The organism is Aeromonas sp. BIGb0405, from assembly GCF_024807335.1.
Taxonomy (GTDB): Bacteria; Pseudomonadota; Gammaproteobacteria; order Enterobacterales; family Aeromonadaceae; genus Aeromonas; species Aeromonas rivuli.
The window spans coordinates 447579-460805 of record NZ_JANUEP010000001.1 but is presented as its reverse complement, the minus strand read 5'-3'; the positions used below and the strand labels follow the sequence as shown (position 1 = coordinate 460805).

Below are 13227 nucleotides of genomic sequence, written 5' to 3'. Positions count from 1 at the left end.
ATGTCACTGTTGTGTGTAGTGTCCGTTAACCACGGTCCCGAGGACCTTGAAGGCCTGATCGAAGACGGTGAGGTTGGCTATCTTGCCGACCTGGATACTACCGAGACGTGAGTCCCATCCAATGGCGCGTGCAGGGTATAGGGTGGCCATTCTCAGCGCTTCGGCGAGGGGTAACCCCACCTGTTTGACCAGATTTTCCACCCCTTCAATCATGGTGAGGGCAGAGCCGCCGAGTGTACCATTCTCATCGACGCACTGACCATCACGGAAATAGACGGTGGCGCCACAAAAATCAAATTTCTCAAAGCCTTCCGGCGCACCGGCCGGAGCGGTTGCATCGGTGACCAGCACCAGTCGCTCCCCCAGCACCTTGTGGGCGAGACGCACGTTGGCCCAGTGCACATGATGGCCATCGACGATGACACCCGTGTAGACATCATCCCTGTCGTAGATGGCACCGACTACACCTGGCTCGCGGCCGTTCACGGTCGGGGTCATGGCGTTATAGAGGTGAGTGGCAAAGCGCATGCCGCTCTCAAAACCGGCCATGGCCTGTTCGTAACTGGCCGCGGTGTGACCCGCTGAGACCAGAATGCCGGCCTCGACCAGGCGACGAATGTGCTCAGGGCTGTTGCGCTCCGGGGCCAGGGTAATCTTGGCGATGGCATCCGCGTTGGCGCAGAAGAAGTCGATCATCTCGTCCGCGGGTTGGCGGATCTGATCCGCCGGGTGTATGCCCTTGCGCTTGAGGTTGGTATAGGGCCCTTCCAGATGGACGCCCAGCACCTCATTGGCGCGCGCCTGCATGTAACTGCGGGTGACCGCAACCGCCTGTTTCATGTCCGCATCCGGACTGGTGATCAGGGTCGGCAGGTAGCTGGTGGTGCCGGATTTGAGGTTGGCCGCCTGCATGGTGGCCAGGGTCTCGGCGGTGATATCGGTGTTGAACATGACACCGCCGCAGCCATTGAGCTGCAAGTCGATAAAGCCGGCGCTCAGGTTGGCGCCGTCCAAATCGTGGCGAGCCACGTCCGCAGGCAGCGCCGCCAGGGGCTTGATGGCGACAATCTGGTTGCCATCGATGATCACCCCATGGCCGGTCAGCACTTCGCTGCCGGTGTAGAGGGTGCAGTTGGTCAATGCGTACATGGCGTTACCTCACAGACGACCGATGTTGTCCGCTTCCAGCTGCTGGAAATAGCGGACAGTCTTGACTTTCAACTCCATGGTGGAGGGCTCGTCGCACACCATCATGCCCTTGGGATGCAGTTGCAGGGTGGAGATGGTCCACATGTGGTTGACGCAACCTTCGACGGCCGCTTGCAGGGCCAGGGCCTTGCCGTGACCTATCACCAGGATCAGGATCTCCTCGGCATCCATCAGGGTACCCACGCCCACGGTCAGGGCCAGTTTGGGCACCTGCTCCATGTCGCCACCGAAGAAGCGGGAGTTGGCGATGCGGGTATCTTCGGTCAGGGTCTTGACCCGGGTGCGGGACGCCAGAGAAGAAGCCGGTTCGTTGAAGGCGATGTGACCATCGTTGCCGACCCCCCCCATGAACAGATGAATGCGGCCGTAGGACTTGATTTTGTCTTCGTAGCGTTTGCACTCGGCCACCAGATCCGCGGCATTGCCATTGAGGATGTTGATGTTTTCCGGGCGAATGTTGACGTGACTGAAGAAGTTGTTGTGCATGAAGCTGTGGTAGGACTCGGGATGCTCCTCGGCCAGGCCAACGTACTCGTCCATGTTGAAGGTCACCACGTGCTCGAAGCTGACCTCACCCGCTTTATGCAACTCAATCAGGCGCTTGTAGGTATTGAGCGGCGTGCCGCCCGTGGGCAGACCCAACACGAAGGGGCGATCGGCGGTCGGCTGGAAAGCGTTGATGCGATCGACAATGTAACGGGCAGACCACAGACCGACTTGGCTGGCTGACTTGAGTGGGATCAGACGCATTTCGAGTACCTCTAGTTTGTTGTCACCGGCATGGGCACGATGGTAAGACGTAATGGCAAATCTTAGTTGTTTCATAGCGTAAATAAAGATTGGAAACTAAGCCACATCTATCCGCTAACTTTATGTCGTTTGGGTGATAATGATCACGATTATGGCTTTATTAATTTGCGAAGCGAAATAAAAGACCTAGACTGCCAATCAAGCCTTGATGGCTTATGCGTTGAACGTAATAAGCACTTAATTTATAGAAAAACATTAACTCATAGAAAAACACTTACTAAGGAGAGGAGCCGTGAACATTCTCGGTTATTTACAGAAGATCGGCCGTGCCCTGATGGTGCCGGTAGCGGTATTGCCTGCCGCAGCGATCCTGATGGGCATAGGTTACTGGATTGACCCGAATGGTTGGGGTGGCGGCAGCCCTCTGGCCGCGTTCCTGATCAAGGCCGGTGCCGCCATCATCGACAGCATGCCGATCCTGTTCGCGGTCGGTGTCGCTTACGGTATGTCCAAGGATAAAGATGGTTCCGCCGCCCTGGCCGGCCTGGTCGGTTTCCTGGTGGTCACCACCTTGCTGAGCCCGGGCGCCGTTGCCCAGCTGCAAGGTATCCCGCTCGAGCAGGTTCCTGCTGCCTTTGGCAAGATCAGCAACCAGTTCATCGGTATCCTGACCGGTGTCATCGCGGCTGAGCTGTACAACCGCTTCAGCAGCGTCGAGCTGCACAAGGCGTTGGCCTTCTTCTCCGGCCGTCGCCTGGTTCCCATCATCACCTCCGTGGTCATGATGGCGGTCTCCTTCGTGCTGATGGCTGTCTGGCCTGTCATCTACGGTGGTCTGGTTCACTTCGGCGAGTCCATCGTCGGCATGGGCTCTACCGGTGCCGGTATCTACGCCTTCTTCAACCGTCTGCTGATCCCGATCGGTCTGCACCACGCCCTGAACTCCGTATTCTGGTTCGACGTGGCTGGCATCAACGACATCCCGAACTTCCTGGGCGGTCAGAGCTCCATCGATGCCGGTAAAGCGGTCGCCGGTGTGACTGGTATGTACCAGGCTGGCTTCTTCCCCATCATGATGTTCGGTCTGCCGGGCGCCGCCCTGGCCATCTACCACACCGCCAAGAAAGAGAACAAAGAGAAGGTCGCCTCCATCATGATCGCAGCCGCCTTCGCTGCCTTCTTCACCGGTGTGACCGAGCCCCTCGAATTCTCCTTCATGTTCGTGGCCCCCGTGCTCTACGTGATCCACGCCGTATTGACCGGTATCTCCGTGTTCATCGCGGCCAGCATGCACTGGATTGCCGGTTTCGGTTTCAGTGCCGGTCTGGTGGACATGGTGCTCTCCAGCCGTAACCCGCTGGCCGTCAACTGGTACATGTTGCTGCTGCAAGGTCTGGTGTTCTTCGGCATCTACTACAGCGTGTTCCGTCTGGTCATCGTCAAGCTGAACCTGAAGACCCCGGGCCGTGAAGACGACGAAGCCATCCCGGCCAGAGCCGAGATAACTGATCGTACCGAGCTGGCCAAGCAGTATCTGGAAGTGCTGGGTGGTCATGACAACCTGGTCACTATCGATGCCTGCATCACCCGTCTGCGTCTGACCCTGAAAGACCGCAGCATCGTCGATGAGCGTCAGCTCAAGGCCCTCGGCGCCGCCGGTGTGGTCAAGCTGGGTGAACAGAACCTGCAAGTGATTCTGGGCCCCTTGGCCGAGATCATTGCCGGTGAGATGAAGTCCCTGCGTTAAGTGTTACCCGGACGGGCGCCTCCTCCTGCCCGTCCGCTCAAGCCTAAGTCCATTGTTGACATAAATAGGGCCCCACCTATGGGGCCCACCATAAAAAAAGCCAAGCAATTCCAATCTTTACTTCAACCAAGAGCAGCAGTTATGACACTCAAGATCTCTCTCTTAGCCCTCGCTATGTCTGGCGTTTTTGCCGCGCCTGCCATGGCCGCCGATGCCGCCAACCAGGCCCTGGTCGATTCCCTCGCAAGCAACCTCGTCGTCAAGTACGAAGTCGTCACCAATGATGGTGCCGGAGCCGGTCTGGATTGCCAGGCGCTAGGTTCTGAATGGGCCAGCTGTGGCGTGGCCAAACTGCACCTGACCAATCAGGGCGCAGACGTTAATTCCAAGGATTGGGAGATCTACGTCTCCTCCATCCGTCGCATTCAACGGGTCGACAACGATCAGTTTGCCATCGAGCATCTGACCGGCGACCTCTATCGCCTGACCCCCACCGACAAGTTCCAGGGTTTTGCCAAGGATGTCACTGTCGAAGTGCCTTTGGTGGTGGAGTATTGGGTACTGTTCGAATCTGACATCATGCCGAGCTGGTATGTCTCCGCCGAGGGTGCAGAGCCCAAGGTGATCGCCAGCATGAGCAACATCGATGATGCCACCAGCTATGAGAAGCCGATGCCGGCCGATGGCTGGAAGCGCACCAAGGATGACAACAACGTTCTGATGAATGCGCAGACCCGTTATGAGGCCAACCGCACCAGCACGCTGCTCTCTGCACAGCAGATCGATAACCAGATACTGCCGACCCCGGCAAAGCAGCTCATCAAGGTGGGCCCGCAGGTGGATCTCTCCAGCATCAAGCTCGATGCCCTTGACCTGCCGACCGATCGCGCTGATGCCATCAAGGCGTCACTGACCAAGCTGGGTGTTACCCTCTCCGACACCGGCTATCCCGTGACCATCAAGCTCGGCAGCAAGGTCAAACAGGCCGAAGGCTATCAGCTCGACATCGGCAAGGATGGCGCCATCATCCGTGGTCACGATGTCAATGGCGCCTTCTGGGGGGCCCAGTCCCTCATCGCCCTGATAGGGGTCGATGACAAGCGGGTCAGCCAGATGAGCGTCGAGGATGCACCGCGCTTCGAATACCGCGGCATGCAGACCGACGTGGCCCGCCACTTCAGAAGTCCGCAGACCCTGCACAAGCTGATCGATCAGATGTCCGCCACCAAGCTCAACGTGCTGCATCTGGGATTGACCAACGATGAGGGCTGGCGCCTCGAGATCCCCGGTCTGCCTGAGCTGACCGAGGTCGGTGCCGAGCGTTGCCACGACTTGTCCGAAACCAAGTGTCTGCTGCCGCAGCTGGGCTCGGGTCCGGCTGCGGACAACCAGGGTTCCGGCTTCTACAGCAAGGCGGATTACATCGAGCTGGTGCGCTACGCCAAGGCGCGCGGCGTGACCGTGGTGCCGGAGATCAACATGCCGGCCCATGCCCGTGCGGCGGTGGTTTCCATGGAGGCGCGTTACCAGCGGCTGATGGCCGAGGGTAAAGAAACCGAAGCGAACCAGTATCGCCTGACCGATCCGGCCGATAGCTCCAACATCACCTCGGTGCAGTTCTACGACAAGATGTCCTTCATCAACCCCTGCCAGCCAGGTGCCGCCACCTTCGTGGCCAAGGTGATGGATGAAGTGGCCCAGATGCACCAGGCCGCCGGCCAGCCGCTGACCGCCTGGCACTATGGCGGTGACGAGGCGAAAAACATCATGCTGGGCGGGGGCTATCAGGATCCGGCCACCACCAAGCCCGCCGATCTGGTGGCCTGGAAGGGCAATACCGACTGGAGCAAGCAGGACAAGCCGTTTGGCAAGTCCCCCCTGTGCCAGAAGATGATCGCCGACGGCAAGATTGCCGATGTGCAGGAGCTGCCTGTCTATTTCGCCAAGGAAGTGAGCGAGATGGTCAAGGGCCACGGCTTCTCTACCCTGCAGGCGTGGGAAGATGGTCTGAAGTACGCGAACAGCGCCAAGGATTTCGCCACCGACAAGACCCGGGTCAACTTCTGGGAAACCCTCTACTGGGGCGGCTTCAACGAGGCGATGAAGTGGGCGCACAAGGGCTATGAGGTGGTGCTCTCCAACCCGGACTACCTCTACTTCGACTTCCCGAACGAGGTGCATCCGGCCGAGCGCGGCTACTACTGGGCGACCCGCTTCAATGACACCCGCAAGGTGTTCGCCTTCGCCCCGGAAAACTTGCCGCAGAACGCCGAGACCTCGGTCGACCGGGATGGCAATGCCTTCGTCGCCAAGGGCGATCAGGATGCGGTCAAGTTCAAGGGCATGTCCGGCCAGCTGTGGAGCGAAACGGTCCGCACCGATGCCCAGTATGAGTACATGGTCTATCCGCGTATCTTCTCGGTGGCCGAGCGTGCTTGGCACAAAGGTGGTTTCGAGCTGCCCTACGTGAAGGGCCGCGAGTTCTCCGGTGAGACCCAGTTCGTCAACAAGGCGACCCTGGCCAAGGAGTGGAACCGCTTTGCCAACCTGCTGGGCCAGCGCCAGTTGCCGAAACTGGATCTCCAGGGCGTCGAATATCGTCTCTCTGTGCCGGGCGCCAAGGTGGTGAACGGCAAGCTGGAAGCGAACGTGGATCTGCCGGGTCTGCCCATCCAGTACAGCCTGGATGGCAAGCACTGGAACGCCTATGACGCGGCGGCCAAGCCGACCGTGACAGGCAAGGTATACCTGCGTACCACCAGTTTCGATGGCAAGCGCACTGGCCGCGTCACCGAACTGAACTGATGGTTGCTGACCGTTGACACCGGGTGGGTCGCAAGACCCACCTTTCCCAAGGCCGATCTGCCATCGGCTTTGGGAAAGGTTGACTGTGCGTGTGAACCTTTGTTGTGTGTGAGTCTGTTTTGATTTTTCATCTTGAAACCCCGCCTGGTGCGGGGTCTTTTTTTATCTGTCGTGCAGGGGGGCGCCGGACGGAGTCTGGCGGGGATGGAGTGAAAGGTGCGGGAAAATGTTGCCCCAGAGGATTGGCCGGTCAGAGCGGGTCGTCTGGCCAGTCGATATCCTGCACGCAGCCGGGATCGTTGAGTGTCAGACAGATCAGCCGGTCGATGTGGCGATCCAGCACCTGCTTGGCGCCTCGATCGCCAGAGAGGTGGGCCAGTTCGGCCAGCAGATCGGCGGGGAAGCTGACGGGGTGGCCCTGCTCCCCCAGGTAAACGGGGCGAACCAGCGAGCAGCCATCCTGGGCGACCTGCAAGGCCTGGAGGCTGGCGGGGGAGAGGTGTGGCATGTCGGCCAGTACCACCAGCAGGCTGTGGATGGGGCGGCCGCTCGCCAGCAGGGTACGGACACCATGGGCCAGGCTGTCCCCCAGGCCGCCGTCGATCGGTACCTGGGTCAACGCTGCCCCGGAGTCCGCCAGCAGGCGGCGCAGCACCTCGTCTTCGCGGCGCAGCACCACCAGTACGCGATCATGGCTGGGGAGCAGGGTCGCCAGGGTGCGCAGGATCAGCGGAGGCGAACCCGCCAGACGCTTGTCACTGCCGTAGCGACGGGAGAAGCCGGCGGCCAGCAGCAGGGCGACCCGTTCAGGTTGCATCTTGCCTGAGCCTCATGCGGATTCCATGGCGGACGGCGATCACCTCGGCCAGGGTGGCAATGGCGATTTCGATCGGAGACTTGCTGCCGATGGGCAGCCCTATGGGGGCATGGATCCGCGCCAGCTGTGCCTGGCTGCTATCCCCTATCCGTTGCAATCGCTCCAGTCGGCGCTCGCTGGTGCGTACCGAGCCCATGGCGCCCAGGTAGAAGGCGTCGGATTCGAGCCCCGCCATCAACCCGGCGTCATCGATGCGGGGGTCGTGGGCCAGGGCGAGCACGGCGCTCTGGGCTGTGGCGTGACGCTCGACGAAACGTTCGGGATCGCACCACTGCACCGCTATGCCCCCCTGCTCGGGTCCCCAGTGCCAGTCGGATCGATAAGCTTCGCGGGTATCGCACAGCAAGACCTCGAAGCCAGCGGCCTGTCCGAGCCTGGCCACCTGTTCGCTCACCTGGCTGATCCCCAGCAGCAGCAGGCGCCAGCGCTGGGCATAGGCGAGGCGGACGACCCCTGGCTCGTCCCCGCAAAGGCGTTCGCCGCTCAGGTAGGTCCTCTCCCTTTGCGCAATGCGAACCTCTCGCACGAAGGAGGTGGCGCTTTGCTGCAAGGCCAGCCACCTATTCAAGTCTTGGGTGGCCTCATCCCCCGGCATCAGGTGCTCGACCAATAGCTGGATACTGCCCCCGCAGGGCAGCTCGAACTGGCTGCCATCCGGGGTCAGGTGGGAGCCATAGTCGAGCAGGCTCAGGGGGGCGTCATGCTCCCCTCTGGCCAGCTTCTCGACGAAGGCATCCTCGATGCAGCCACCGGAGATGGAGCCGCTGCGACAGAGACCATCGGTGGCAAACAGTGCCCCCCTGGGACGAGGGGCCGAGCCATAGGTGGCCACTATGCTGCACAGCCAGACGCTTTTGCCCTGGGCCAGCCACGTCAAGCTCTGGCGCAGTACTTCGACGTGATGGTCACTCATGATGCTCGGCCAGCTCCTGCTTAAGCGTCCTGACCTCGTCGGCACTCACTTTGACGGATTGACTAGACCAGGTCTGGCGCAGGAAGTTGGTCAGATCCGCCAGATCCTGATCACTCATCTCATTGATGTACCCGGGCATGGGGGCAAAGCGCTCGGTCTGGCTGTAGCTCTGGGCCGGGATCCCATGGAGCAGTATGGCCAGGGTATTGACTGGACTCGGCTGATCCAGGGTTCCATTGCTGGAGAGGGCCGGAGTCACGTTCGGCTTGCCCTGACCCTCTTGGCCATGACAGCCGGTGCAGTAGTTGCGATAGAGGGCATAACCGGGATGCCGGGTATCCAGGGTAGCCGGTTTGGGCTCAGGGGATGAGAGGGGCGTGTCGCTGTCGAGCAGGTAGCTGGTCACCGCATGCATGTCTTCCTCTGTTAGATAGGCAAAGCTCTTCTCCACCACCGGATACATGCCTGCGAAGACGCCCCCTTTGATCGAGTAGCCTTTTTGCAGCAGCTTGCTCAGGGAGTCCTGGGTCCAGCCTTGACGCCTGAGTTCGGTGGCGGTGATGTTGGGGGCCATCACCCCTTCGATCCTGGCCCCTTGCAGATAGTGGGATGAATCCATTGCCATGAAGAAGTTGCGTGGCGTATGGCACTCGCCGCAATGCCCCAGGCCATCTACCAGATAGCGACCCCTATTCCAATTGGCGCTTTTTGTTGCGTCGGGTGCGAAGGCGGTGTCGTCATGAGCCACCAGATTCCAGCCCAATAGCCCGGTGCGCACATTGAAGGGGAAGCCGACCTCGTTGTCACGGTTCGGGGTGGCGGCTGGCTTGGTCTGCATGAAGTAGGCATAGAGCGCCTTCATGTCTGCATCCGTGACCAGATGATAGGAGGTGTAAGGCATGGCGGGGTAGAGACGCCCTGTTGGCGCCTTGCCGTTGTGCATCACCTCATAGAAGTCTTGATAGCTGTAGTTGCCGATACCCTGTTTCTTGTCAGCGCTGATGTTGGTGGAGTAGATGACGCCAAAAGGGGTTTTAAAGGCCAGGCCACCCGCGTAGGTCTGACCGCTTTCGGTCGTGTGGCAGGCGGCACAGTCGCCGACCTTGGCCAGATAACGCCCTTGCTCAACCAAGGGATCCTGGGCCTTGGCGCCGGTAACGACCCCGATGCCTAGCAGCAGTGCTAATGCCAGTCTGGAGAGGTTCATAATTTGACCACTCCCTCTTTGATGAGCATGGCCTTGACCCCCTCGTAGTATTTCTTGTAGCCGGTGCAGCGACAGACGTGATCGTTCAGTGCCGCCGAGATAGTCTGCTCCAGATCGGCCACCCCCACCGGCTGTTTGCGCAGCCGTTCCAGCAGCACAGTGGTCTCGTTGACGAAACCCGAGGTGCACCAGCCGCACTGGAAGGAGAAGTGATCCAGGAAGGTTTGCTGCACCGGACTCAGTGCGATGATCTTGCCCATGCTGTTGCGCATTGCATGTCCTTCCACGGTGCGAACTCGCTTGCCGTTGAAGCGGCCCACCCCGTTGATACAGGTGCGCACGCTCTCGCTGCTGCCATCCTCCTTGTCGACGACTATGGTGCAGGCATGACAGACGCCGACGCCGCAGCCGAATTTGGTGCCGGTCAGGTTCACATACTCGTGCAGGAAGTCGATCATCATGGTGTTGTCATCCACCTCGAGCGGGCCGACGAGACGGTCATTGATGGTCATGGTTACTGTGGTCATTGGATGGCCTTCTGAATGTCGGTTGCTGTGACGGGAAGATGGTAAAAGCGGGTGCCGGTCGCCTGATAGATGGCTTCGACCAGGGCGGCGACCACGGGGATCATCACCACTTCGCCTATGCCCTTGGTGGCATCGGTCGGCGAGAGGGGCTCCAGCAGGGTGTGGGTCAGGTTCCAGACTGGCAGCTGATCTGCGGTGGGCACGCGATAGCGGTTCAGGTTCCAGGTGCCGTTGCCCGGCCCGTCCTGCCCGGCGGGCAGGTACTCATACAGTGCATGACCGACCCCCATGGCCAGGCCGCCCTGGATCTGGCCTTCCACCAGTTCGGGGACGATGACCCGACCGGCGTCCAGCCAGCTGTGGGCGGACAGGATATGTACCTTGCCCGAGCCTTTTTCCAGCGCTATCTCCACCAGGGTGGCGCAGGGGGCGTAGTAGGTCACCATGGCGTTGTTCAGGCTGGTGCTGGGGTAGTGGGCCTGGGTGCGATCGAGCAGCTGGTAACCGTTGGCGTCGGCCTGCGCCCGCTTCTCGCTGCTGGCCCCGTCGCCGTAGCGCAGCGCCAGCGCATCGATGGGCAGACGTTGGCTCTGTCCCTCTATGGTGAAGTCGCACTCGGCCCAGGCCCAGCGGTTGAAACTGTGCACCATGGCGCCGGTAATCAGACCATTTGCGTGAGCGTGGGCCGCCAGCAGGGCGAGCGGCAGCGGCGGCATGCCACGGGTGGTCAGCCCCGCAGCTGTCCAGCTCGCCTCGCTGGCGGGGCCCAGATCCAGGTTCGCCTGGCCGACAAAGTACTGCTTGCGCCAGATGGCGGTTGCTGCCGGCCAGAGCGTCTGCTCGAACAGGATGCGGGCCGCGGTGACGGTGGCGTGGCTCTGGAAATAGGAGGAGATGGAGGCCGATGAGGCCTGTGGAATGGCCAGGGTCCAGCGCGGGTTCTTCTGCATCTCGTCCTGGCGTTCCTGGGAGATGGTGTAGGGGTTGTCGGTCTCTTCCAGCTTGAAGCTCTCCCAGAGCGCGATTTCGGCGAGCGCTATGGTGTCGGCCGGTTGGCCGAAGTAGCGACTGACGATCTCGGCCTGGGAGGTCTGGATCCCGGTCCCCATCTCCATGCCACTGATCTTGAGCAGGATCTCTCCCTTGCTGGTCAGCTCGACACAGGCGGAGGGGGCCACGGCGCCGGTGCCATAGTCCTTGGTGGTGATGCTGAAACCCGTGCCGTGCAGGCGATCCGGATGCTGGGCCTCATAAGCCTGCTTTCTGGCCAGGCGCTGGGCCCAGGTCTCGTGCTGTTCGGCCATCGCCAGGATCTCGGGGTAACGGTTGTTGCCCTCGGGAATGGCCCCCTGGGTATTGGGCTGACCGGGCTTGATCAGGTTGCGGCGCCGCAACTCCAGCGGATCCATGTTCAGCAGTGCGGCGGCCTCGTTGACCATCATCTCCATGGCCGCCATGGACTGCAAGGATCCATAGCCTCGCATGGAGCCGCAGTCCGGGTTCTCGGAGGGCAGGGCGACCGCGGTGATGTCATTCTTGGGCAGGTAGTAGACCCCCTGGATGGCGCTGGCACCTACGCTGGTCACCGAACCGGTGAAGTTCAGTCGGCCGCCGCCGTCCACTGTCATGGCGCTGATCAGTGCACGGAACTGGCCGCTCTGTTTGTCGAGCACCAGCTTGTTGTGCATGTTGAACGGATGACGCTTGAGGCCGCCCTGGAACTGCTCGAAACGATCGTTGGCCAGGCGCACCGGGCCGTCGGCATAGAGGGTGGCGAGCAGGCCGTAGAAGGGGAATATGGTGTGATCCTTGGCCCCGAAACCACCCCCGATGAAGGGGGAGTGCACCACCAGCTTGTCGACCTTGCCGGCCAGCGGCCCCTTGGCCAGCATCTCGGCGGCTTCGTAGTAGAAGTCGTGGGGGGACTGGGTGCTCACCACCAGGTGCATGGTGCGCGCCTTGGCGTCGAACCAGCCGTTGAAGTTTTCCGGCTCCATCATCATGGGTTCGATGAACTGGGTCTGATAGGTGCGATCCAGTACCAGGGCGTCCTCGGCCTCCAGCTCCTTGTGGACCAGCTCGGCCTGATGCATCCCCTGCTCACCGGCGTTGCCATCGGCCCTGGCCGTCGGCCATACCGGTTGGTGGCTGGCGATGGCCGGGAAGAAGAGTCCATTCTGCAAGGCACTGTACTGATCGGCCATGCCGAGCTTGCCCTCGATCCGGATAATGCGCCAGCAGGCCCAGGGATCGCGGGAGGCGGCGACCAGCGGCGTCACCTCGCCGTAGCGCACCACCTTGGTGTTGAATTGCAGAGTGTGTTTGGCTCTGTTGAAGGTGGCGAAATCCGGGAAGAACAGCATGGCGGCCGCATGGCCCAGGTAGTCCGGGGTAGTGCCCTCGCTCACCATCATGTTGATGCCGTAGAAGGCGGGCAGCTCGATGCCATCGCGCAGCAGATCGGCGGCGGTGATCACCCGGCTGGGCTGGGCATTGGCGGGCAGCATGGAGAGATCCAGCCCCAGATAGAGGCGATCCGCCTTGTCGACCCGGATCAGCAGCGCATGTTGCTGCTGGGACGGCCAGCCAGCCAGATCCTGGGCGCGATAGTCCCGGCTGTAGATCTTCTGGCCGGTGACCTTGGCCAGGCCATCGCTGCGAAACTTGACCTTGCCACCCTGCTTCCACTGGCCGAGCAAGGCGGGATCGAAGACCTCGTCTTCCATGCCGGACAGGGAGAGGTTGGCGAGGAGGGGGGCGCTGTAGACGGCGATGCCGGCTATGACGCACTGCTTGATGAAATCACGTCTTGATACGGAGTAGGACATGGCTCAGCTACCTGTTTGAGGATGAGGCGAGTGGCTCGGGGGAAAGGGAGGGGACAGGTGTTGTCGACCATCTTCCCTGATGTCGCAGCAAAATGACAAAGTTGTAAATAGGATACTAGGATGATGCCGTTTGGAAAATGCCTGGTTTCTGTTGGTTCCAACTCTGTTCAGCTTCACGGTGTGATTTGCTAAATGTTACAAGTTTGTTTCAAAACATTGAAGTGTGATCTCGCCGCAATATCAAGCAGCCATGTGTTTGCGCTCACAGGACACCTTTATGCCCAGGTGCATCCCACGCTTCTCCGTGGGGAAGTCGCTTGCCCGAGAGCCGATGGCTGCGGAATAAAGGAAGTCTGTGGCCGGG

9 protein-coding genes are annotated in these 13227 nt (G+C 60.8%); 2 read left to right on the top strand and 7 right to left on the bottom strand.

The genetic code is table 11. The annotated features are described in order from the left end of the window. Nucleotides 1-3: 3 nt before the first annotated feature. Together nagA and nagB are read right to left on the bottom strand one after the other, a co-directional pair. Nucleotides 4-1149: an N-acetylglucosamine-6-phosphate deacetylase gene (gene nagA / locus M2366_RS02215; protein ID WP_042039726.1), complete on the bottom strand. Its 1146-nt coding sequence runs from the start codon at nt 1147-1149 to the stop codon at nt 4-6. Between the two features lie 9 nt (nt 1150-1158). After that, on the bottom strand, nt 1159-1959 hold the full coding sequence (nagB, locus tag M2366_RS02210; RefSeq protein ID WP_259268834.1) for a glucosamine-6-phosphate deaminase: 801 nt from the start codon (nt 1957-1959) through the stop codon (nt 1159-1161). A gap of 292 nt (nt 1960-2251) precedes the next feature. Here nagB and nagE point away from each other — a divergent pair, with 292 nt between their 5' ends. Next, nucleotides 2252-3706: an N-acetylglucosamine-specific PTS transporter subunit IIBC gene (nagE, locus tag M2366_RS02205; RefSeq protein ID WP_042039724.1), complete on the top strand. Its 1455-nt coding sequence runs from the start codon at nt 2252-2254 to the stop codon at nt 3704-3706. Between the two features lie 141 nt (nt 3707-3847). After that, nucleotides 3848-6511 carry a beta-N-acetylhexosaminidase gene (locus M2366_RS02200; RefSeq protein ID WP_259268833.1) on the top strand — a complete coding sequence of 888 codons (2664 nt, stop codon included), beginning with the start codon at nt 3848-3850 and terminating at the stop codon, nt 6509-6511. Between the two features lie 250 nt (nt 6512-6761). Here the strand turns inward: M2366_RS02200 and M2366_RS02195 are convergent, their stop codons facing one another. Genes M2366_RS02195 through M2366_RS02175 form a run of 5 tightly spaced genes read right to left on the bottom strand, consistent with a single transcriptional unit; the run spans nt 6762 to nt 12863 of the window. Continuing rightward, nucleotides 6762-7328, bottom strand: coding sequence for an NTP transferase domain-containing protein (locus M2366_RS02195; protein ID WP_259268832.1), 567 nt, complete (start codon nt 7326-7328; stop codon nt 6762-6764). After that, nucleotides 7318-8301 (bottom strand): XdhC family protein, encoded by a 984-nt coding sequence (locus M2366_RS02190; protein ID WP_259268831.1) that lies wholly within the window; start codon nt 8299-8301, stop codon nt 7318-7320. Before M2366_RS02190 ends, M2366_RS02195 begins: the two co-directional genes overlap by 11 nt. Continuing rightward, nucleotides 8294-9508 carry a cytochrome c gene (locus tag M2366_RS02185; protein ID WP_259268830.1) on the bottom strand — a complete coding sequence of 405 codons (1215 nt, stop codon included), beginning with the start codon at nt 9506-9508 and terminating at the stop codon, nt 8294-8296. The genes M2366_RS02190 and M2366_RS02185 overlap by 8 nt, the downstream gene beginning before the upstream one ends. Next, nucleotides 9505-10035, bottom strand: coding sequence for a (2Fe-2S)-binding protein (locus tag M2366_RS02180; protein WP_042039715.1), 531 nt, complete (start codon nt 10033-10035; stop codon nt 9505-9507). Before M2366_RS02180 ends, M2366_RS02185 begins: the two co-directional genes overlap by 4 nt. Then, the gene (locus M2366_RS02175; protein ID WP_259268829.1) at nt 10032-12863 is read right to left on the bottom strand and encodes a xanthine dehydrogenase family protein molybdopterin-binding subunit; all 2832 of its coding nucleotides are present in this window, start codon (nt 12861-12863) and stop codon (nt 10032-10034) included. Before M2366_RS02175 ends, M2366_RS02180 begins: the two co-directional genes overlap by 4 nt. Between the last annotated feature and the right edge of the window lie 364 nt (nt 12864-13227).

Excerpts from the sequence above, each read along its gene's own strand:
- M2366_RS02180 (WP_042039715.1), bottom strand. The coding sequence starts at position 10,035 with ATGACCACAGTAACCATGACCATCAATGACCGTCTCGTCGGCCCGCTC.
- M2366_RS02200 (WP_259268833.1), top strand. The coding sequence starts at position 3,848 with ATGACACTCAAGATCTCTCTCTTAGCCCTCGCTATGTCTGGCGTTTTT.
- M2366_RS02175 (WP_259268829.1), bottom strand. The coding sequence starts at position 12,863 with ATGTCCTACTCCGTATCAAGACGTGATTTCATCAAGCAGTGCGTCATA.
- nagB (WP_259268834.1), bottom strand. The coding sequence starts at position 1,959 with ATGCGTCTGATCCCACTCAAGTCAGCCAGCCAAGTCGGTCTGTGGTCT.
- M2366_RS02185 (WP_259268830.1), bottom strand. The coding sequence starts at position 9,508 with ATGAACCTCTCCAGACTGGCATTAGCACTGCTGCTAGGCATCGGGGTC.
- nagA (WP_042039726.1), bottom strand. The coding sequence starts at position 1,149 with ATGTACGCATTGACCAACTGCACCCTCTACACCGGCAGCGAAGTGCTG.
- M2366_RS02195 (WP_259268832.1), bottom strand. The coding sequence starts at position 7,328 with ATGCAACCTGAACGGGTCGCCCTGCTGCTGGCCGCCGGCTTCTCCCGT.
- M2366_RS02190 (WP_259268831.1), bottom strand. The coding sequence starts at position 8,301 with ATGAGTGACCATCACGTCGAAGTACTGCGCCAGAGCTTGACGTGGCTG.